At 41.2% G+C, this 22,018-nt stretch carries 18 protein-coding genes; 11 read left to right on the plus strand and 7 right to left on the minus strand.

The genetic code is table 11. The features are described 5' to 3' along the window. Positions 1 to 2 precede the first annotated feature (2 nt). Entirely contained in the window at positions 3 to 3,449 is a 3,447-nt protein-coding gene (locus ABD769_RS14780) for a 3-keto-alpha-glucoside-1,2-lyase-like domain-containing protein (RefSeq protein ID WP_344852178.1), read from the minus strand. A 24-nt stretch (positions 3,450 to 3,473) separates the two neighbouring features. Next, the gene (locus tag ABD769_RS14785; protein WP_344852179.1) at positions 3,474 to 4,757 is read right to left on the minus strand and encodes a Gfo/Idh/MocA family oxidoreductase; all 1,284 of its coding nucleotides are present in this window, start codon (positions 4,755 to 4,757) and stop codon (positions 3,474 to 3,476) included. Positions 4,758 to 4,949: 192 nt separating this feature from the next. Between ABD769_RS14785 and ABD769_RS14790 the strand changes: the two genes are divergently transcribed. From ABD769_RS14790 to ABD769_RS14810, 5 genes are all read left to right on the plus strand, one after another. Then, positions 4,950 to 6,206, plus strand: coding sequence for an ROK family protein (locus ABD769_RS14790; RefSeq protein WP_344852180.1), 1,257 nt, complete (start codon positions 4,950 to 4,952; stop codon positions 6,204 to 6,206). Between the two features lie 93 nt (positions 6,207 to 6,299). Further along, on the plus strand, positions 6,300 to 7,082 hold the full coding sequence (locus ABD769_RS14795; RefSeq protein ID WP_344852181.1) for an alpha/beta fold hydrolase: 783 nt from the start codon (positions 6,300 to 6,302) through the stop codon (positions 7,080 to 7,082). 64 nt (positions 7,083 to 7,146) lie between these two features. Next, positions 7,147 to 7,839 carry a GNAT family N-acetyltransferase gene (locus ABD769_RS14800; RefSeq protein WP_344852182.1) on the plus strand — a complete coding sequence of 231 codons (693 nt, stop codon included), beginning with the start codon at positions 7,147 to 7,149 and terminating at the stop codon, positions 7,837 to 7,839. A gap of 78 nt (positions 7,840 to 7,917) precedes the next feature. Further along, complete coding sequence (locus ABD769_RS14805; RefSeq protein ID WP_010600649.1) at positions 7,918 to 8,142, plus strand: CDGSH iron-sulfur domain-containing protein; 225 nt, start codon at positions 7,918 to 7,920, stop codon at positions 8,140 to 8,142. Positions 8,143 to 9,334: 1,192 nt separating this feature from the next. Further along, on the plus strand, positions 9,335 to 10,951 hold the full coding sequence (locus ABD769_RS14810) for a discoidin domain-containing protein (protein WP_344852183.1): 1,617 nt from the start codon (positions 9,335 to 9,337) through the stop codon (positions 10,949 to 10,951). Between the two features lie 55 nt (positions 10,952 to 11,006). On the opposite strand, the gene ABD769_RS14815 is transcribed toward ABD769_RS14810, so the two are convergent. Together ABD769_RS14815 and ABD769_RS14820 are read right to left on the minus strand one after the other, a co-directional pair. Then, positions 11,007 to 11,810, minus strand: coding sequence for a helix-turn-helix domain-containing protein (locus ABD769_RS14815; RefSeq protein ID WP_344852184.1), 804 nt, complete (start codon positions 11,808 to 11,810; stop codon positions 11,007 to 11,009). Positions 11,811 to 12,248: 438 nt separating this feature from the next. After that, complete coding sequence (locus ABD769_RS14820) at positions 12,249 to 13,127, minus strand: oxidoreductase (RefSeq protein ID WP_344852185.1); 879 nt, start codon at positions 13,125 to 13,127, stop codon at positions 12,249 to 12,251. Between the two features lie 152 nt (positions 13,128 to 13,279). Between ABD769_RS14820 and ABD769_RS14825 the strand changes: the two genes are divergently transcribed. The 4 genes from ABD769_RS14825 (at position 13,280) to ABD769_RS14840 (ending at position 15,851) form a co-directional block, all read left to right on the plus strand. After that, the gene (locus tag ABD769_RS14825; protein WP_344852186.1) at positions 13,280 to 13,471 is read left to right on the plus strand and encodes a hypothetical protein; all 192 of its coding nucleotides are present in this window, start codon (positions 13,280 to 13,282) and stop codon (positions 13,469 to 13,471) included. Between the two features lie 98 nt (positions 13,472 to 13,569). After that, a complete protein-coding gene (locus ABD769_RS14830; RefSeq protein WP_344852187.1) occupies positions 13,570 to 14,001 on the plus strand; it encodes a MarR family winged helix-turn-helix transcriptional regulator in 432 nt (143 codons plus the stop codon). Between the two features lie 3 nt (positions 14,002 to 14,004). Then, positions 14,005 to 15,264, plus strand: a complete 1,260-nt coding sequence (locus tag ABD769_RS14835; RefSeq protein WP_344852188.1) for an MFS transporter — start codon at positions 14,005 to 14,007, stop codon at positions 15,262 to 15,264. 17 nt (positions 15,265 to 15,281) lie between these two features. Then, positions 15,282 to 15,851, plus strand: coding sequence for an isochorismatase family protein (locus ABD769_RS14840; RefSeq protein WP_344852189.1), 570 nt, complete (start codon positions 15,282 to 15,284; stop codon positions 15,849 to 15,851). Between the two features lie 358 nt (positions 15,852 to 16,209). Here the strand turns inward: ABD769_RS14840 and ABD769_RS14845 are convergent, their stop codons facing one another. Beyond that, on the minus strand, positions 16,210 to 17,901 hold the full coding sequence (locus tag ABD769_RS14845; protein WP_344852190.1) for an arylsulfatase: 1,692 nt from the start codon (positions 17,899 to 17,901) through the stop codon (positions 16,210 to 16,212). Between the two features lie 175 nt (positions 17,902 to 18,076). Between ABD769_RS14845 and ABD769_RS14850 the strand changes: the two genes are divergently transcribed. Together ABD769_RS14850 and ABD769_RS14855 are read left to right on the plus strand one after the other, a co-directional pair. Further along, positions 18,077 to 18,547, plus strand: a complete 471-nt coding sequence (locus tag ABD769_RS14850) for a winged helix-turn-helix transcriptional regulator (RefSeq protein WP_344852191.1) — start codon at positions 18,077 to 18,079, stop codon at positions 18,545 to 18,547. Between the two features lie 77 nt (positions 18,548 to 18,624). Continuing rightward, positions 18,625 to 19,155 (plus strand): hypothetical protein, encoded by a 531-nt coding sequence (locus tag ABD769_RS14855; protein ID WP_344852192.1) that lies wholly within the window; start codon positions 18,625 to 18,627, stop codon positions 19,153 to 19,155. 500 nt (positions 19,156 to 19,655) lie between these two features. Here the strand turns inward: ABD769_RS14855 and ABD769_RS14860 are convergent, their stop codons facing one another. Both ABD769_RS14860 and ABD769_RS14865 read right to left on the minus strand, forming a co-directional pair. Next, positions 19,656 to 20,540 carry a glycoside hydrolase family 16 protein gene (locus ABD769_RS14860; protein ID WP_344852193.1) on the minus strand — a complete coding sequence of 295 codons (885 nt, stop codon included), beginning with the start codon at positions 20,538 to 20,540 and terminating at the stop codon, positions 19,656 to 19,658. A gap of 63 nt (positions 20,541 to 20,603) precedes the next feature. After that, on the minus strand, positions 20,604 to 22,007 hold the full coding sequence (locus tag ABD769_RS14865) for a PKD domain-containing protein (protein WP_344852194.1): 1,404 nt from the start codon (positions 22,005 to 22,007) through the stop codon (positions 20,604 to 20,606). Between the last annotated feature and the right edge of the window lie 11 nt (positions 22,008 to 22,018).

Below are 22,018 nucleotides of genomic sequence, written 5' to 3' on the forward strand. Positions count from 1 at the left end.
ATTTATTTCTTTTTAGTAGTTGTTTCTTTTTTGCTGAGGTCTTTGATCCTGATGTTGCGGAACTGAACGGGTGAGCCATGCCCAAGGAAACCGATATGACCGCTCTCCCGTGATAAACCCGGGTGTTCCTGGTGATCAGGCGTGCCGCCTTTTTTGAAAGGTTCGATATCGCCATCTAAAATTACGGTACCGTTCAGGATGACTTTAATTTTCGATCCTTTGGCAATTACTTCTTCATAATTCCACTCTCCGGTAGGTTTCAAAAAGCCTCTTTTGGCCGGGATAGTGCCATAAACAGAGCCATGGTATTGGTACACTTTCAGGTCTTTATAAATCGGTGCATCATTATCTAAAATCTGTAATTCCATGCCTGCATAAGCAGCATCACCTTCTAACGGTGCCCTGATGCCCAGTCCGTTATTGGCGCCCGGGGTTAACTGGAACTCGAAACGATAAATAAAATCGCTGAATTCTTCTTTGGTGAATAAGTTACCACCCGATCCTTTGCCTGGCTTTGGACGGATGGCGATGTTACCATCTTCAATCACATAATCAGTAGTATTGCCCGTCCAGCTATGCATGTTGGTACCGTCGAAAAGGATTTTATAACCTTCTTTTTTCTCTTGGGCGCTGAGTTCGAAAGGTTTCGGACGTGGAATTTCTTTGATGTAAATATCGCGGTAAGCCACCGGCGAGCCATGTGCCTGTAATTCGATCTGTTCTTCGGCAAAAATCGGCAGGCTCCGGTCCCAGTAATTTTCTAAAATTACATTATCAGTAACCAATTGCCCGTTCAGATAAACGGTAACGCGATCGCCTTTCATTAAAATCCTGAAAGTATTCCATTCATCTAATTTATTATCGGCAACTTTTAGGGGTTTGCTTTCATTGGTTTGGTTATTGTATAAACCACCCGAACCTACCTGTGCCCCCACTTTGGTACGGGCAAGATCCCAGATTTGCACCTGTGGCGTACCGCGCAGATAAATACCGGCGTCGCCTTCCCCTTTTTTATCGTCGATGATTTTCCAGTCTACCAGCATTTCAAAATCACCATATTTTTTAACCGTCGCCAGGTTATTGCCATGGCTTTGGAACTGTAATTCTCCGTTCACTACTTTCCAGCTTTCCTGTGCTTCTGCGTCAGCTTTCACCTGTGCATCAGCCAGGGTTTTGGCATCCATTTTTGATCTTTTAATCGGATCGGCAACCAAACCTTTCCAGCCAGATAAATCTCTACCGTTAAACACTTTTACGAAGCCTTCGCCGGGTTTCATTTCTGAAATGTATTTGCGCATGCCTTCCTTTTGATAACCGGCATCGCCACCGGTAATTACTGCAATGGTTTTGTTCAATAAATCTTTTATAATATCGCCATTATAGGTTCCGGCCATAGTGATATTCATTACCACATTTGCCGCTGCCTGTTGTAAAGCCGCATTATCTAAATACTGACCCGCGAAAACAATTGCATTGAAACATTTGGCCTGTTCGGTATCTTTAATGATCTGCTGTTGTTGTGCCGGGGTTTTAGCCACAGCCATCACAGCACGCAACAATAACAAACGCTGCTCTGCAGGGTAGCTGTTTTTTCTTACCAACCCAAGATACCCGGAAATGGCCTGGGTTAAAAAATCCGGGTTGGTTGTGGCGCGTGCAATGCTGATTAATGCATCGGTTGAGCTTGCATCTGCCCATGATGAAAGGGCCTCTATAGCGGCTTTCTTTGTTGCATCATCACCTGATGCATAAGCATCAGAAACGGCTTTAAGCGATTTTGGTCCGCCCAGGCTCCCCAAAACCTTATAATACAATATCTTTTTACCGGCATCAGTATTGTTCATTTGCTGTAAGATGGCATCCGTTTGCGCGTCTTTATCTGCACTTCCTTTTACCGATGCAATGATGGCATCCTGAACGGCAATCAGTTCGTTTTGATCTGTTGTTTTGTTTAAAAGATCGAACAGTTGTGCCTTATTTTCTGATGTAGAAACACTTTTTAGAGAAAGAAATGCCGCTTTCCTTACTTCCGGGTTTTTACTGTTTAATGAAGCATAAATTACTGCGGTCTGATTTGTTGCTGCACGGGCTGCCAAAATATTGATTAAGGCTACCTGTACGCCTGATTTGGCTTTTGGAATATAAGCCGCCACTTTTGTAGCAACGGTTTCTCCCTTAATTCTTAAAATTCCATTTGAAATAGCAGTAATATCCGAAGCATCGCCCTTGCCCATTAATTTTAGCAAGTCATCTAACACCGCCTCCTCACCAAGTTTTACGGCCGCGTTAATGGCTGCCAGTTTTACCTGTTGATCATCACTTTTAATCAGTTTTAATACATCAGGCAGTACGGATTTTGCTTTACTATTGGCCAGCATATCCAAAATGGCCACCTGTGTTGGTGCATCAACCTTTTTCAATTGATTAACCCAGGCAGCACCATTGCCATCATTTACACCACCAGCTGCAAATTTAACCGCTGCGGCACGGTACTCAAATTGCTGATCATCCATAGCCGATAACAGAACCTGCTGATCAGTTTGGGTTCCGGCAAGTAATTTTAAAGCTGCAATACGCTCATTTATCTGATCAGCCGCTGTTGCTTTTTGTAAGATTGTTTTGGCTATGCTTTCCACCCCAGTTTTATCATTCGTTGCATTTTTTTGCGCATAAACCAATAATGCAGCTACAGCGTTGGTTTGGTCGTATTTATAACCTGCCTGTTCAGCGGCTTTTATTAAAATTTCTTTAGATGAAGCATCGCCGATGTTGGCAAGGGCATATAAACTCACTTTTGTTAACTCTTTATCGGTACCTGTTGCCAGCGGTGCAATAACAGTAGCCGCGGCTTTGGTGTTGCTGTGCCCCAAGGCTTCTACAATGGCAATTTTCGCTTTGCCCTTTGCCTTATCCAATCCACTAATTAATGCTTTTACAGCGGCTGGTGTTCCTATTTTAGCCAGTGCTCTTGATGCCTCATCGGCCAGTTGTTCATCAGTAAGGTAACTTTCTAAACAGCTTACGGCAGCATCATTCCCCACCAGATCGAACTGACTAATTACAAAAGCTTTATTCTGCTGATCGGTTAATTTAGGCAAAGCTTTGCAATAAGCTTTAACAGCCATATCTCTGGCCGACTGCTGATCTTTTTTAGTTGCAAAAGCGGTAAAACCACCTACGGCATATTCAATTAAAGCGTTGTTTCCTTTTCCTGAGGAGGTTAAACCGCTGATTAAAGTTGCGTATCCATCTTCACCCAGATCGGCAACTTCTTTCATGTTGCGCGTTAACTGAGCAGCATCACGGGCAGGTAGCTGCGCCAATAAATCAGCAATGCGTGTGGTTGTAGTCCTTTCGTCTTTTTTATCCTGGGCAAAAACGGTTGGGGTAAATAATGCTTTCGAGAGCATTACAATGGCCAAAAATGCCAATACTATTTTTTTATTCATGATGATTTTTATGAAGGGAGGTTCTTAAATGGAAAATGGTGCACGCATTACGGAATTAATTAACCTGTTTGCAGCTTCATCATCAATAAATTCTTGCTTAACCGGATCAAATTTTAACGACCTGCCTAACCTTAAAGCAGCTAAACCTATATTCACGATATTACATGAACGGTGCCCGTTTTCTTCATTCAGGGCAAATTTCTTTCTCGTTCTTACGGATTCTGAAAACTCAACAATTTCAGGATCAGGATCGGGGAACTGGGCGAGTTTACGTTCCAGATCTGGAATATCGGATTTAAAACCCGGATACAACTTGCCCTTTGGCCCTTCTATATAAGGTACGTTGGCATCTTTACCTTCTCCATCCAATATAATCTGGCAGCCGTCGGCATAGGTATAGGTAATCCGGCGCCAAATGCCAACGGCATCGGTATGTTGCTGTGGCGCATCCACTTCAACTGAAACCGGGTTGGTATCGTCTTTCCCCAGGAAATATTGAATCGGATCGATATAATGCTGCCCCATATCGCTTAAACCGCCACCATCATAATCCCAATAACCCCTGAAAGTCTGGTGTACGCGGTGCGCGTTATAAGGTTTATAAGGCGCAGGGCCTAACCATGCATTATAATCCAGTTCTGGCGGCACAGGCTGAGGCTCCAAATGATCTTTACCCACCCAATAAAATTTCCAGTCGTAACCGGTATGTTTACTTACAGTTACCTTTAGCGGCCAGCCAAGCATACCGCTATCAACCAGTTTTTTAATCGGTTTTACGGTAGTGCCCATCCCGTAAAAAGTATCCTTAAACCTGAACCAGGTATTTAACCTGAACATCCTTCCATTTTGCTTTACGGCCTCTACCACCCTTTTTCCTTCGCCAATGGTGTGTGTCATAGGCTTTTCGCACCAGATATCTTTGCCTGCATTTGCAGCATCTACAGCCATAATACCGTGCCAGTGCGGCGGGGTGGCAATGTGCACAATATCTACTTCGGGTAACCGGATCAGTTCCCGGTAATCGCTAAACGTTTTTACCCCTTTATCTAACATGGCTGCGGCCTGTTTAAGATGGTTCTGGTCTACATCGCAAATGGCTACTACCTGTGTGCCCTCATATTCGAAATGTCCCCTCCCCATTCCACCAACGCCAATTACAGCTTTGGTTAGTTTATCACTAGGGGCAAGATAACCCTGCCCGCCCAATACGTAACGTGGAACAATGGTAAATGTGGCGAGGCCAATTGCTGTTTTTTTAATAAAATCGCGCCTGGAGTTAGGCTGTTTTTGTGGTTCTTTAGTTTTCATTTTGGTTAGGATGTTTAAAAACAAGCTTTTACGGGTGGTTAATCCGTGCGGTTCAAAGCATATCTGTAGTTTAATAATAGTAAGAAATAACTGTATTGGCAAAACATCAATGATTTCTTTACGCATTAAAAAAACTTTAATAAATTTTTAACAGAAGTTATCTATATTTATCAAAACAATATATCTAACCAAATGAATCTTAATCTATTAAATCACTTATCAAATACTAACGATAAACAGGCTATTCACAAGCACAAGCTCATAAAACATCTTTTTAATTTAGGTAATGCTTCGGTTTCTACCCTTTGCGAAGTGATGGATATGAGTACCCCCAGCATACTGAAATTGTTAACAGCGCTAATAGATGAGGATTGGATAGAAAAGAAAGGCTACGGCCAATCTATTGGTGGACGAAAACCCGACCTTTATCGTTTAAAAGACAAAAAAATCCTTATTTTATGTATTGATATTGAGTTATTCCATACTAAAATTGCCATTATAGATAACAATTATAACTTTATATCGGAAGTTAAAACCTTTCTGCTCCCCATTTCGAAAAGCCGGACTGATTTTTTCTCTATTTTAAATACAGCGCTACAGGATTTCTTAAAATCTTCGGGGATTAACAACAAGCAGTTAATTGGCTGTAGTGTAGGCATGCCCGGTTTAATTGACGCCAAAAAAGGGGAAAATTACAGCTACTTTTTAAATGATGGAGAGAATATTTCTTTAACAGCTGCTTTTGAAAAAATGCTGGATTTACCTGTGGTGATCCAGAACGATGTAAATGGTTCATCAATGGCCGAATTTACCCACGGAATGGCCAGTGGCAAGCAAAATGTACTGGTACTGTTAATGGACTGGGGCGTTGGCCTCGGTATTATTATGGATGGTAAACTGCGGCAGGGCAACTGTGGTTTTTCGGGAGAATTAGGACATATCCCTTTTGTTGAAAATGGGGTATTGTGCTACTGTGGTAAACATGGCTGCCTGGAAACCGTTGCCTCGGGAAATGCCCTATCAGAAATGGCAAAGGAAGGTATTTTATCGGGCAAAAATTCTATGCTTAACCAGCTTACTAAAGAAGAATTAGAAAGGATAGAACCCGCTGTAATTATTAAGGCCGCAAACAGGGGCGATCAGTATGCCATCCAGCTATTATCTAATGTGGGCACCTATATGGGTAAAGGGATATCGATGTTAATTCAGCTGTTTAATCCTGAACTGATTGTTTTAAGTGGTAAAATTGCCGAAGCAAAGCAATATATAACTTTACCGATGCAACAGGCCATTAATATGTACTGTATGACGCAGATCAGAGAAAAAACGACCATCGCGTCTTCTGAACTTGGTGAAAATTCGAGGTTATTGGGTTATACGGCATCTGGTATTGATCAATTTCTGGAAGCTTATACCAGCAGAACCAAAAAGCTAAAAATCAAAGTTTAAAATGGCTCAAAACACCCTAATATTGTCTGCTGTGAGTCCCTTATTTTCATCAGGCCTGCTTAGCTTTGTTTAGCAAAAAAAAAATCAAAACCAATGGAAACTTATCAAAAAGCCGGACACGAGCAGGTAAATGGCATTAACATGTATTATGAGGTTTATGGCGAAGGCGAAATCCCGCTTGTACTGATACATGGTGGCGGCTCTACCATTCAATCTTCATTCGGGAAACTGATTCCGTTTTTAATAAAATACGGTAAGGTTATCGCAGTTGAACTTCAGGCCCATGGACGGACAAGCGACCGCGACCAACCCGAATCTTTTGCGCAGGATGCAAAAGATGTTACAACTTTATTAAGTCAGCTCAAAATAGCAAAGGCCAATTTTTTAGGCTTTAGCAACGGGGGTACTACCACGTTGCATATTGCCGCCCATTATCCTGATGTGGTAAATAAAATCATCGTGGTTTCGGGCAACTATCAACGGGAAGGTTTAATTGAAGGTTTTTACAATGGTTTCAGAGATGCCACTATCGACCACATGCCTGCCGGACTTAAAACCGCGTTCTTAGCTGTAAATCCGGATCAAAAAGCGCTGCAGAATATGTTCGAAAAAGACAAACAACGGATGCTTGATTTTACGGATCTCAGCGATGATGACCTTCGTGGAATTAAATGTAAAGCCTTGTTAATGGTAGCCGACCGGGATTTAATCAGGGCTGAACATGTGGTAAAAATGTCGGGATTGATTGCAGATTCGCAACTTGTGATTTTGCCCGGGGTACACGGGACGATGATTGGCGAGAGCATTGCCCCGGATGTAACCGACCAAACCCTCCAAATTACCACGCATTTGATAGAAACTTTTTTGAATCAGTAAGCATTTAGGGTCGATCAGTATAAAATTTACCTCCCCCTGATTTAGCTTTTAATATCTTTGCGGCATGGAACACGTATTGGATAATCCGATTTATTATGCCTTATCATCCAGCCATGCTCACCATGCAAAAGGTGTAGAAACGGTAAAATATTACACCGAAGATATTACAGCTTTCGCAGGCTTAAAAGATAATTCGCAGGAGAATTTAGATACACTTTATCAGATCAGTGAGCCGGATAGCCTGTTTGTCTTTTTCGCAAAAACACCAGTAGAAATTCCTCAACAGTGGAAATTACTGACCCATATCAATATGTTCCAGTTTATTTTTCGGGGCACACAAATTCCAGATGAAGATGAGGTTAAACTTACAGACCTTGATCTTGAACATGTTGCCGAAATGATTGAACTTGTAGAATTAACAAAACCAGGCCCTTTCCTTTCCAAAACTATAGAATTGAGCAATTATATCGGCATCTTTGTGGATGGGAAACTGGCTTCTATGGCTGGTCACCGGTTTTTCCCTAGTCCTTACCGCGAAGTAAGCGCGGTTTGTACCCACCCCGATCATTTGGGAAAAGGCTATTCCTTTAAAATCTTAAAGGAACAGATTAAGAGGATTTTACTTCGTAACGAAATTCCCTTTCTGCATGTACGCAAGGATAATGAAGCTGCCATTAAACTTTACAAGAAACTGGGTTTCGAAATCAGAACGGATATGATTGCCTATGTAATTAAAAAAGAGGCTTTACAGGCATAAGAGAGAATGTTTCTAAATAGAAATCAGTAAAAAAATTGCGGTTTTAATGGCTTAGTTTTGCGGCATAACAAACAAAACATGTCTAAAACAAAACTTACCATTAACAATAACGGCTCTGTTAAAATTGAGGGCGATTTCGAAATTGTAGATAGAAACGGAAACGTTTATGGCTTACAGGGCAGAGAAGTACTTTCGATCTGCCGTTGCGGATTATCAAAAAATAAGCCTTTTTGCGATGGCGCACACAATGGCCATTTCGAGCATGAAGCCATTGCATTCGATCTTCCTCCTAAAAAAGTTTAAAATCTAAAGCCATAAGGAAAGCAGAACCGATACTCATTGATTCTGCTTTCCTAAAAAACACCTATTATCCTTTTGGAAGTGAGCAGTCCGGTTCTTTGTGGCAGACTGCAGTCCCGCTTTCCCTCCTGCCGTTTTTAGATTCTACGAAAAAGAAAATATTCCGATAAAACGGCATCCGTACAATCGGGCTTAAGTTTGTAAGGTCTGTTCTGCACCCACCGTACCAAAATAAACCTGATTGGATGAAAGCTGACGCAGTTTATTTGGATCAGGCACCTACATTAAAGCTGTAAGGAAAGCAGGACTAATGTAACCGATAAGCAGTAATTCTGCTTTCCTAAAAAATATCTTTTATCCTTTTTGGAAGTGAGCAGCCTGGTTCCTTGTGGCAGCCTGAAGTCCCGCTTTCCCTCCTGCCGTTTTTAATTCTACGAAAAAGAAAATATTCCGATAAAACGGCATCCGTACAATCGGGCTTAAGTTTTTAAGGTCTGTTCTGCACCCACCGTACCAAAATAAACCTGATTGGATGAAAGCTGGCGCAGTTTATTTGGATCAGGCACCTACATTAAAGCTGTAAGGAAAGCAGGACTGATGTAACCGATAAGCAGTGGGTTCTGCTTTCCTAAAAAATATCTTTTATCCTTTTTGGAAGTGAGCAGTCCGGTTCCTTGTGGCAGCCTGAAGTCCCGCTTTCCCTCCTGCCGTTTTTAATTCTACGAAAAAGAAAATATTCCGATAAAAACGGCATCCGTACAATCGGGCTTAAGTTTGTAAGGTTTTTCCAAAACTACTTATCTCCTGATCACTACTTGCTTGTAAAAATCTGAACAAACGTTTGTCTTTTTAGCTGTACAGCCCAACTTTTGCACATTTTCAGGATATTGATTAAAATTTAAGGTCAAACTTATCCTCAAAAATTGCTTTAACAATAGAAATAGCCGTTTTTCAAACTTTCCATTCCGATTTTCAAAAAAAATCATCAAACGTTTGCGCTGAGTTTCTTTCTCTACTCCCTCTCAATTGTGATTATCTTGATTTAACAATAAATAAATCTAACACAATCACTTATGGTTTCATAATCTACATAAACGCATTTTTCGTACCCGTTAATTTGTTAATTCGCATATCCCGGAAATCTAAAATCCCTTTATACCTAATCAACCTTAAAAAACCTAACCTTAAAAAAACTATGAAAAAAATTACCCTTTATGCCTGCATATTACTTGCAGGATTAGGCACAGCCTGTCGGAAAAACCAGATCGCAGAAAACCAGGAAATTTCACCGGCATTAAAGAACAAATCCTCACTGGTAAACCCTAATCTGATTACACAAACACACAACCTAAACCTGATCTATTTTGTACCTAACGACCTGGATACACTTGCCGGTTTTAGAAAAAGATTAGGCGATTTAATGCTTTGGGGCCAAAACTGGTACAAAGGCGAAATGCAAAGGAACGGTTATGGCGCTAAAACCTTTGGTTTATTGCCTGATACCAGTAACGGTTTAGTAAAATTTATCCTCATCCGGGGAAATTTACCAAAAAGCAGTTACCCTTATTCAGGCGGAAGCGGTGCAGTAGCCAGCGAGATCAACGCTTACTTTGCTGCCCACCCTACAGAAAAAACCAGCGACCATACTTTGGTTATTATTCCAAGATATAGTTTCCAGTCTGATGGTACACCAAGCGGCGGTCCGTTTTATGGAACCGGCAGATGGTGTTATGCACTCGATTATGAAGGTATGGACATTAAAAACCTGGGAAAAACGGATACAGAGGGTAACCGTTTTAGCGTATGGTTTGGTGGCATGATGCACGAACTGGGCCACGGTTTAAATTTACCGCACAATTGCCAGAAAGTATCAGAAAATTCGACACTGGGCATGGCTTTAATGTGGGCAGGTAACGGAACGCTGGGTAAATCGCCTACCTTTTTAACCGCTACCGATGCCGCAATTTTAAATGTGAACCAGATTTTCAATAATGATAATAAAACCTATTATGGTGCGGTTACTGCATCTATTGATAAAATACATGCCAGCTATTCATCAACCAAAGGTGCAATTGTTGTTTCAGGAAAATATTCTGCCAATGTAAAAGTAAACAGCATTGTGTATTACAACGATCCGAATGTAAATAATGAAGGTACCGGGGTAAATCATGATTATAATGCAACTACCTGGGAGTCAAAATCAATCGGACTGGATAGCTTTTATGTTGAAATGCCAATTTCTGACCTGCAATACAAATCGGACGGTATCCCTTACGAATTAAAGGTAAAACTGGTGCACGAAAATGGAACCGTAACCGAAACTGTATATAATTACACTTTCGCCGGCGGGGTACCTGTTTTAACATTTAGTACGCAGAACGAACTGAGCAAAACCGGATGGTCTATTGCCTCATTCAGCTCGGAAGAAACCAGCGGCGAAGGCACGGTAAACGGAAGGGCAAGTAAATTAATTGATGGCAGTGCCGCCACTTACTGGCATTCGAGGTGGAGCAGTGCTGCAACCAGCTATCCGCATACCATTGTGGTGGATCTTGGATCACTAAAAACAGCAAATGGATTAAGTTTAACCCAGCGCAGCGGCTTATCAAGGGCAGTTAAAAACTTTCAGGTATTAACCAGTACCGATGGCACCAATTTTACTTCGGTAAATAATTACGTGGCCGCAAATACAAACGGCGCACAATATTTTAGTTTTGGTACGCCTAAATCGCTAAGGTATTTTAAAATTATTGCCAATTCTGCATATGACGGACTTCAGTTTGCTGCCCTTGCCGAGCTGGGATTATATTAAATATAAATTTGGATTTTAGATCTTAAAAAGAATCCCGCTTAAGCGGGATTCTTTTTTAAACACCTACCCGCGATGGCGCCTTACCAAAAGCTTTTTTAAAAGCAAAAGAAAAATGCGAAAGATCTTTAAAACCCACTTCAAGGTACACATCCGACGATTTCCAGCCTTTTTCTGTAATCAGGTAATAGGCATCGTTTAACCGTTTTTTCTGTAACCAGCGGTTAGGAGAAAGGTTAAAAATTTTCTCAAAATCTCTTTTAAAGGTAGCTAAGCTCCTTCCGGTTAAATAAGCAAAGCGGTTAATATCTACATTAAATTTATAATTGGCATTCATATAGGCTTCAAGGTCAATTTTCCCCGGTTCAGAGAAATCAAAAAGCACATCTTTTAATACCGGGTTGGTTTGCAGTAAAATCATTACCGCCTCTTTAACTTTTAAATCGACCAAAGCCTGATTAGCGGCACTGTTTCCATCCAGGTAAGGCCATAAAGAATCGATGTAGTTTTTTAACAAACTGTTATTCTCAAGTGCTAAACCTTTAAGATCATGGTTGGGTTTTTCCATCTGCAGGTTATATTCGCTGCTGATGCTTTGCAAAATCTCCTGACTGATATTGATGCTGATCGATTTAAATTCTCCACCGGCTGGCGGATATTTGGTATATCTGGCCAACTGGTTACGCCTGAAAAACCGGAAATCGCCATCCGAAAAAGTAAATTTCTCTCCGCCTATAAATATCTCCGAAGTACCCGCAATCACCAATCCTAACGAATGGCTGGGGATAAACTGTTCACCTTCGCTGCTTTTTTGGGCATAACAGGAAAACATGATATCCGGACGTTTGAGTTGATTTGGCATGTTGATCAAATTTAAGGTTTTTAAGGAGATTTGATGTACTTTTTAACCACGGATGGACACAGATTAGTTTCTACTAGCGCTATTCATAATCCCCACGGATGCGCGGGAAACACAGATCTTAATATTACTATGTGTTACCCCACTTGCCTGGCTTACTATTTTTTACCACAGGTGCACATAGATAAACACAGATCTTAGTCATGCAATACGTCATCTGTGTTCATCCTTTTTATCTGTGGTTAATATATTTATTATTGCCACGGAGGCACAGAAAACACAGAGAAATTTATCTACTTACAAATCTGTGTCTCCGTGGCGACATAATAGTCGCAATCTTAACTGTAGCAAAGATCCTTCGACTTCGCTCAGGATGACAAAACGAGTGAAAGAACAAGTCTATAAATAATCAGTGTCAATCTGCGCCTCCGTGGCTAAAACTTAATTCTTTATAAAAGATTTACCCAGATCAGTGGCTAAAAAATTCTCTGCTTCATCATGATCTGTTGATAAGCTCACCTCCATCCATTTTTCCATTTCGGCAGTTCTAACTGCATCAGTCTGTTTGAGCAGGCCAATAGCCTCACTTCCCAACACCAAGTGCACAGGTGGCTCAGGGCTTTCTACCAGATCAAGCATTACTTTTGCAGCCTTTTCCGGATCGCCCATTGGCACAAAATTGCCGCTTTTAAAGAGATCAGAACGTTTTTCAACCGAATTTTCATAACCTTCTACCGCAGGCGCGTATGTCATCGAATCGCCAGCCCAATCGGTACGGAAACCACCTGGTTCTACACTCGTAACATAAATGCCTAAATCTATTACTTCTTTAGCCAATGCTTCGGTAAAGCCACCTAAGCCAAATTTCGCGGCCTGATACATGCTCAACCCTGCATTACCCACACGGCCACCTACCGAACTGATCTGCAAAATCCTGCCCGAACGTTGCTTGCGCATAAAAGGCAATACCGCGCGGGTTATCTCGATGGGTGCATATAAATTAGTTTCCAGCTGACTGCGTACCTGTTCCGCTGTAAAAGCTTCTGCAGCTCCAATAATCCCAAAACCGGCGTTATTTACCAATACATCTATTTTACCAAAATGTTCTATCGCTGCTTCTACTGCTAAATGTACCTGATCGTAATCGGTAACATCTAAAGTGACCGGCAGAACCTGACCGGGATATTTTTCTACAAAATCATTTAAAGCTTCGATATTTCTTGCTGTTGCCGCAACCAAATCGCCTTTTGCCAGTACCTGTGCTGTCAGGCTCCGTCCCAGTCCGCGGGAGCTGCCTGTTATAAACCAAACTTTTTTCATTTTTCTATCATTTTATAAATCAAAGGTAGGTTGAACAGCATGGGAAAGCTTTGCTAAAAGGCTCAATTTACTTTGTTGAAAAGCTCATTAATTTTTATCGGAACTTTTTTAGGTGATGTAATGTTAAATTATGGTAATCAGTTTAATATATTATGGCAAAGGCAAAGAAAAAAGACAAAAATAAAAAAGGTAAAAAGAAGGGCAAGAAAAACAAGCTCGGCGTTAAAAATTCGCTGGTGAACAACATCAATGCCCGAAAGAAAAAAGGTAAATCGAGATCAAAAAAGAAATCGAAAATCAGTAAAAAAGCTTATAAAAAGATGCAGAAGGGCTGGAAAAAGTAATGTATTTGTAAATCCTGTGTCGATTTTTAAAAAAATATAATTTCTTAAATAAAGAGGCGTATATTTGTAAGGTAAACTTATAAGTTTTACTTACAAATATGAGTGCAAAAAATAGTCATGATATCGCCACGCAGCTCCGCCCGGTTTTAACCAGACTGGTTAGAAAAATGCGCAAACTTTCGCCTGTAGATACCCCATTATCGCAAACCGAAAGAGCTGTATTGGTTTCTTTAGAAAATCAAAGCCTTTTGGCTGCAGAGCTGGCTGTGATTGAAAAAATAACGCCACAATCCATGGGACAGGTAATTACCCATTTAAATTCCCTCAGATTGATTGATAAAACCCCCTCTGATACCGATAAGCGCAAAATATATCTTTCCATTTCAGCATTAGGAAAAGAAATGATCCGGCAGGTACGTAACGAGCGTGATGAATGGTTAAGCAAAGCCATTGCAGAGGTATGCAATGCGCAGGAACAGGAAATTTTAAAGGCAGCAATTGGTCCGCTGGTCAAACTGGTTGAATATTAAGCTATGAAAATCAGTACCTTCAATGCCTTTAAAAGCCGGAATTACCGCTTATACTTTGGCGGACAATCCATTTCCCTGATCGGAACCTGGATGCAGAAAACTGCCGTAAGCTGGGTAATCTATTCAGAAACCCACTCCAAATTTATGCTGGGTTTAACGCTTTTCGCCAGTCTGTTCCCTTCGTTTATCTTTTCGTTTTTGGGTGGAGTGGCTTCCGATCGGTACAACCGATACAAATTATTGCTGATTACGCAAATTGCCTCGATGGTACAAGCGGTACTGCTAACCCTCCTCATTTTCTTCAGGCACTACTCGGTATGGGAAATTATTGCTTTAAGTGCTTTACTCGGACTGATCAATGCCTTTGATGTTCCTGCAAGGCAATCGCTGGTTTACGAAATGGTTGATGATAAAGCGGACTTGCCCAATGCACTTGCTTTAAACTCATCGATGGTAAATTTATCGAGGTTAATCGGCCCGGGTTTAGCGGGACTGGCATTAGAAAAATTTGGTGATGACATTTGTTTCGGATTAAATGCAGTAAGTTTTATTGCGGTTATCGGTTCATTATTGATGATGAAACTGCCGAAATATATTTCCAAACCAAGCACTAAAAATGTAATGGAAGAGCTGAAAGAAGGTTTTGCCTACATCAAAAAAACGCCATCCATCAGCATTATTCTGATTATGCTTGCGCTGATTAGTTTAACGGTTTTACCTTTTAGTACACTCATTCCGGTTTATGCAAAAGATATATTTAAAGGTACGGCATCAACTTTCGGGGTAATTGATAGTGTGATTGGTTTGGGTGCTTTCTCTGGCGCTATCTTTCTCGCATCGTTAAAACCAGGAAGAAACCTCCGGAAAATTCTCGCCGTTAATACTTTGATTTTTGGTTTAGGCCTGATTTTGTTTTCACACACCACCTACTATCCCATCGCATTGGTTTTCGCTACTATTTCGGGCTTCGGCATGATGTCGCAGATTACCATTAGCAATACCCTGATTCAAACTACCGTCAATCCATCAATGCGTGGCCGGGTAATCAGTTTCTATGCCATGGCTTTTTTCGGCATGCAACCGTTGGGCGGATTGCTTGTAGGCGGTATTTCCCAATGGATTGGCACACCTGATACCGTTTTACTGGAAGGTGCAATTGCCCTCATCATCGGTGCATTTTTATACCGGAAACTCCGGAAAGAAGAAATTAAAAACACCGTTATCAAGCCAGAAATTAACCAACTCGAATTAGAAAAAGTTTAATTTAAATCAATACAACAATGATTACTTCGATAGATAAAAAAACAGCCTTAGTTTTAATCGATTTACAGAAAGGAATTTTACAATTTCCTGTCGCAAAACCCGTTAACGAAATTCTGACAAAGGCTGCAGCGTTAGTTTCGGCATTTCGCAAGGCAAATCTGCCTGTTGTGGTGGTAAATGTTGATCCAACCAAATCGCTGCTCAATAATTTACGTACAGATGCCAATGCAAAATTTACCAGCTTTCCAGAAGAGTGGTTCGAAATTGCACCGGAAATCGAAACCCTTGAAGATGACATCTTCATTACTAAAAATGCATGGAATGCTTTTACAAATCCAAAGATGGATGCTGAACTGAAAAAAAGAGGCATCACCGGAATTGTACTTGCTGGCATTTCTACCAGTGTGGGTGTAGAGGGAACGGCAAGGGCAGCTAGCGAACATGGCTACAACATTACTTTTGCAGAAGACGCAATTGCAGATACAAACGCAGATGCGCACGAACATAGTGTAAAGCGCATTTTCCCACGGTTGGGCGAAGTTGGTGATACGGATAAGATTATTGAAGTATTGGCGGCATCTGTATAGCGTTACACTCTCAAAAAATACATACTAGTCTTAGCGTCTCGCTAAGACTATTCCAAAAGTTGTCATTGCGAAGAGGCTTTTTCTGCTGTCTGCATGTTTCTTTTTTTTCGGCAAAGCAACCTTACAACGATCGCAACCTTCTATTCCCATTAAGATTGCTTCATGCATAGCAATGACGACGATTTTCTTTCACTGGTCTTAGCGTCACGCTAAGACCATCAGTTTATTGTTACACTTTCTTAATCGCCACGGATGCACAGAAAAACACGGATTTTACGGCTCCATCGTTCGGAGGTCCAGCGATTGAAATCTATCAGTGCAGATCTCTCCATTCCACTATCTTCCAGTAGAGATGACGTTAAGGCTTAGGCAGTACATGATTTTCCTTCGCCCAGGCCTGCCATTTTGCAGATAATTCTTTTACCTTATCAGGATGTTGAGCGGCCACATCATTCAATTCGGTTTTGTCATTTTTGATATTGTAAAGGTGCCAGGTAGAATCATCAGATAAATTGACCATTTTCCAATCGCCAGAACGGACAAAACTTGCATTAAAATGTTCATTAAATAAAGTTTCGTGCCCCTTTGATCCCTTTCCTTTTAATGCAGGCATCAAACTTAGTCCTTGCATTGGGTTGATAGTATTGCCCTTGTAATTATCTGGATATTTCGCATTGGCCAGTTCTACAAAAGTGGTCATGAAGTCCATTACATGCCCAACCTGATCGGTATAACTTCCTTTTTTCGCGGCGATTCCTTTTGGCCAGAAAGCAATCATTGGGGTATGTACACCACCTTCGTACGATTGTGCTTTTGCCAGTTGATATGGCGTATTGGCTACATTTGCCCAGATTGGTCCGATGGAGGTATAACTCGTTTGCGGACCCGGCATTACCTTTTTGTAAATGGGATAAGCAATTTTTTCTCCCGCTCTTGTTTCACTTGGCCGGTCGAAACCTGGTCCGTAACGCATGGCATCTTCCGGACTCGCGCCATTATCACTCAAAAAGATAATCAGCGTATTATCCAGCTGATTGGTTTCTTTTAAAGTTTTAATGATCCGGCCAATACCCTGGTCCATCCGATCGATCATAGCCGCATGCACAGCCATCGCCATTTCATCAAAAGCTTTAGTTGGGTTATCCTCCCATTTCAGGGTCGATTTCCGCGGTGATAAAGGAGCCGTTTTAGGATCAATCAACCCCATGGCAACCATTTTTTTATATCTCGCTTCGCGGATGGCATCCCAGCCCGCTTTGTAAGTATCTTTATATTTAGCGATATCTTCGGGCTTTGCCTGTAAAGGCCAGTGAGGCGCATTTTCCGCTACATATAGGAAGAAAGGTTTGTCGCCTGTACTAAATTCGCGGATGTAGGTAGCAGCAGTATCATTAATTGCATCAGTATGGTAATAATCTTTTGGTACTTCTTTAATAGGCGTTGTACCACTTACCAGGCTAAAAGGATCAAAAAAATCGACTACTCCCCAAAGTGTGCCGAAGAATTTTTCAAAGCCCCTGCTGGTTGGGTATTGATCAATCGGAGAAAACAACGGAAATGATGTTTTATGGTTTAGCCAGTCTAACTGAGCTTGCGGTGTAGGCTGCTCAATGGTATTGGAAACGTGCCATTTGCCCGACATTGCCGTTCTGTAACCCGCATCTTTTAACACCTCTGCCAATGTTACTGTATTTTTGGTGATGGCGCCACGATATCCTTCTATACCTCTGTCTGTAGTCATTTCGCCAATACCTGCATTATGGTTATAAAGTCCGGTTAATAAAGCCGCCCTTGTTGGGCAACAACGCGAAGTATTGTAAAAATTTTTGAAGCGTACACCCTGACTGGCGAGATAATCGATATTTGGCGTTTTAATTTCTCCTCCATAGCAGCCGATATCAGAAAAACCAAGATCATCGGCCAGAATTACAATAATATTGGGTCGTTTATCTACAACTTTCTTAGGTTTTGGTTTGTAGGTAAAAGCGGTTAAAACACCGATCGACCCGACTAAAAGCAGGGCTGAATATTTGGTAAATGTGCGCATCATCCCCCAAATTAAGCTAAAAATATGAAAGTGTAAATTTCATCAATTAATTTGTTGCAAATACAGCTAAATCGATTTATAGATACTTTGTATCCTATGCAGTGAAGATCTGCGAATTAACACAAATTAGATAAAACACCTGATTCACTTTGTCGAATATTGCGGATATCTAATAAATATGTCGTTTTACTATCAAAAAGATATTAGTATCCAAAAGGATAGCAGTATCCTTTACGAAAGCATATATCTTTGCATGATGGGACCAGCAAAAGAACACCGCAGTAAAGAAGCCTGTACAGCAAGTTTAAATGCAGTAAAAGATGCACTTTATGTATTAAACGGCAAATGGAAACTTCCTTTAATTATCTCTTTACAGGAAGGACCGAAGCGGTTTAACGAAATCCAGAAATCGGTGGGAGAAATTACACCAAAAATTTTATCAAAAGAGCTGAAGGACTTAGAGTTGAATGAGTTTGTGGTGCGCAAGGTTTTTTCTACCACTCCGGTTACGGTAACTTACGAGCTAACACCTTACAGCGAATCGCTGGATAAGGTAATTAATGAGTTGAGAGAATGGGGATTAAAGCACCGCGAAAGATTGGTGAAAAACAGAAAAACTGAGCCCGTTTTAGAGGCGATGAGCGCTTAAGTGCTTCTGTAAGTTGCCAAAAAAAGCAAAAACCTGATAATGATAAAATTCGGCTATCTTTGTGCAAAATAAAATCGATGGCGGTATTACATAAAAAAGAAGAAAAAATTCAGGCAGTGCTGGGTAGGTTGCCTAAAAAATATACGGATGAACAATTTGTAGAAATGTTTATCAGACTTTACTCTAAAGATTGGGGTAAAATTAAATCGGCTTATATTAAACAATCGCAGGATAAAGAGCCTGGAACAATTATCAACATGCCTAAACCTGAAGTATATTTAAGGCAGGTTTTGGCCAATTACCTGCAACAAAACCATGCCCCTAAAGCAGAAGAAGTTAAAGAAGTGGTTGTTGAAGCCCCTGTTGTTGAGGCTAAAAAAGCCAAGGCACCAGCGAAGAAAAAAGAAGCCGTAGCGGAAGAAGTTCCTGCTGAGGCTAAAAAAGTTAAAGCTCCTGCAAAAAAGAAAACTGAAGTAGCTGAAGAACCCGTTGCTGAAATAAAGAAAGCAAAAGCACCTGCAAAGAAAAAAGCAGAAGTGACAGAAGAAACTCCTGCGGTTGAAAAGAAGGCAAAAACTTCGACAAAAAAGGCTGCAGAAAAAAAATAAAAAAATATTTTACACCGAATATAATAAATCGCCTTTTTGGTTGTTTATATATATGAGAGCGTTAATTTAGATGACGGGGATAGGTCGGTATGATTGATCCCCGTTTTTTTATGCCTGACATTTTGAAGCGGTCTTCATCTCGACCGGAACGCAGTGGAGCGGAGATATCTATCTCGAAAATATACTCAAGCCAGATTTCCCGGCTTCGCTCGAAATGACGGTACGGAGGAAGCCCTGCTCGAAATGACAAAATGGTCTGTGAGGACACAGACCATGGAGTAGAGTAGGAGTAGAGTAGAGTAGTAAGAAGTAATCAAAAAGACCCCTCGACTCCGCTCAGAGTTATAAATTGCATGGATTTTCCGTGTTTTCAGTGCCCCCGTGGCTAAAATGAACGCTTAAAGATTTTTTAGGTAGTCTGTGGAACACAGACCACGGTACGGTCAAGCATAAAAAAAGCCGCTGAATCCTCAGCGACCTTACAATCAAACTAACATATTTTATTTTTCAATCATTTTATAATAGCGAACGTAATCCACTTCCATTTTTTGCGGCCAGATGGTCTCATCAACACCTTGCGCACCACCCCAATCGCCCCCAACAGCAACATTTAACAACAGGTGGAAACGTTTATCAAAAGGCCAAACCTTATAACCCGTTCCTTCGTTGGTAAATTCGAATACCTTTACATCATCATAATAACCGCGGATGGCAAAAGGTGTCCAGTCTACACGGTACAAATGGAAAGCTGTACTTGCCCCATCAATTTTTTTGGTAATGGTTTTCTGGGTATTGATTTTGAAATAATACGCCTCGCTGTGGGTACTAAAATGAACCATGTCCTGATCGTAACCTACATGTTCCATAATATCGATTTCTCCCGATTTAGGCCAATCGCCATAAGCACGATCGGTAGGCAACATCCATATTGCAGGCCATGTACCCCTTCCGGCAGGCAGTTTAGCCTTAATTTCGAAACGGCCATATAAAGCATCGAGTTTATTACGGGTTACCATACGCGATGAAGTGTAAGCCATGCCGCCCATGTTCTCTTTTTTAGCAGTGATGGTTAATATTCCGTTGGCAACACTGGCATTATTGGTAGTATTGGTGTAATACTCAAGCTCGTTGTTGCCCCAACCGCCACCTCCGGTATCGTAATCCCAATTGCCAGAAAGTGGTGCACCGGTGTTCGTAAATTCATCAGCCCATGTTGGTGCCGATTCAAAAGCCCATCCTTTGTCAACCGGCGGCCCTGCTGGTACCGGAGGCACATAAACCAATCCATCATCACCTCCCTTTTTCGAACAGGAGCTCAATGCAATTACACCAATTGCAAATGCAAAAACCACACTTTTAAAATGCTTTACAGAATGTATCATCATATCAATTTTTAAAAATGGGGCAGTTTGTAGATCTTTCTATAAACTGCCCCGTTAAATCAGGCTTTACTTAAACTCAAAATCGTCAATGTAGAATATGCCCGGAGCAGGATGACCTTCGCCACCCAACTGAACCACAATTTTATCGTAAAGTGTTTGAGCAGCAGATCCGGAATAATCGAACTCTAACTGTATCCACTTATTGTAATCAGTTGCGGCAATCGTTTTAACAATTTCGATCTGTGTAGTATATGCATTGCCACCCAAAAGAGAGTTTTGCAGCTTTACCGAAACCTTTGGCTGCAATTTTGTAAAATCATTTCCACCAGGAATGAAGACTTTTAAGCGGACTTTGTTTTTCGCCGCAAGATCAAAACGGTAAGGTAAGGTAACATTCAGGTTTCCGTACTGACCGTCATCGCCTGTTCTTTTTTCATAATAACCCACTTTTGCAGAGGTATTAACCGGGAATTTTGCCGGATTATCGTAAGGACTTGTAAAATTGACATTTTCGGCAGTCCAGGTGAAATTTGCAGTACCCTGAAAATCATCAGCAAGGTTTGCGGCCTGAATAGGTTTTTGCACAATTGGGCGAACATAACCTTTTTTAATCAGTTTTAAATACCAGGCATTGCCACTATTGGCTTTATCCAAACAGCGCAACCACATTTCATTCTCGTTTAAAGATAAAATCTGATATTGAGAAACCCCCAGATAATAACCAATAAACCCTCCTCCGGAAATGGTAATGTATTTCACACCATTGGTTTCGGTAACCAGCCAGGTTAAATTGGTTGGCGGGGTATAATTTACCGTTGGATCATTCGCCCCTGCCGGCCCACCAATACCCGGTGCATTGGCTGCATTGGCAAAAGTAGTACCTTTATTGTCGTAAGTATATTTCAGGGCATTCATGTTGAAGGTCATCTCATCATCGTAAAAGCCTAAACCATTCTTTTCATCAGGACCGGCCTGATACCAATCCGGTGATTGAGAAGTAATAGGACCAACACCAAGATGTCCGGCTGATTTTTGATCGATTACCCATGTAAAACCTGTGGCGTTTGCTAAACCTCCCGAAAGGGTTGTAAATGCCGGATCGGTTAACATGGCTGGATTAGTAGCTGCAATAACTACCGATTTGGTACTCGAAACCGAACCACCATCAGTAACAATGGTTAATTTTACCGTATAAGTTCCTGCTAAAGGATAGGAAGCGGTAACGATATTTCCATCAGCGGTTGCGCCGTTGCCAAAATCCCACAGGGCTTTAAAACCCGGCGATTGATTAACCAAAGTAAGCACATTGGCATTGGTTGCAGTAGGGGTTACGCTAAACTTCACCTGATCGGCCGTAGGCGCAGCACCTAAATCTTTATCGGTATTTCCTTTTTTGCAGGCATTAAAGCTCAGCAAAAGCAGCAAGGCCAAAAACCCGGCTGTTTGTTTAATGATATAATTTAATTTCATGATATATTTAA

The organism is Pedobacter jeongneungensis (assembly GCF_039538295.1).
In the GTDB taxonomy this organism is placed as follows: Bacteria; Bacteroidota; Bacteroidia; order Sphingobacteriales; family Sphingobacteriaceae; genus Pedobacter; species Pedobacter jeongneungensis.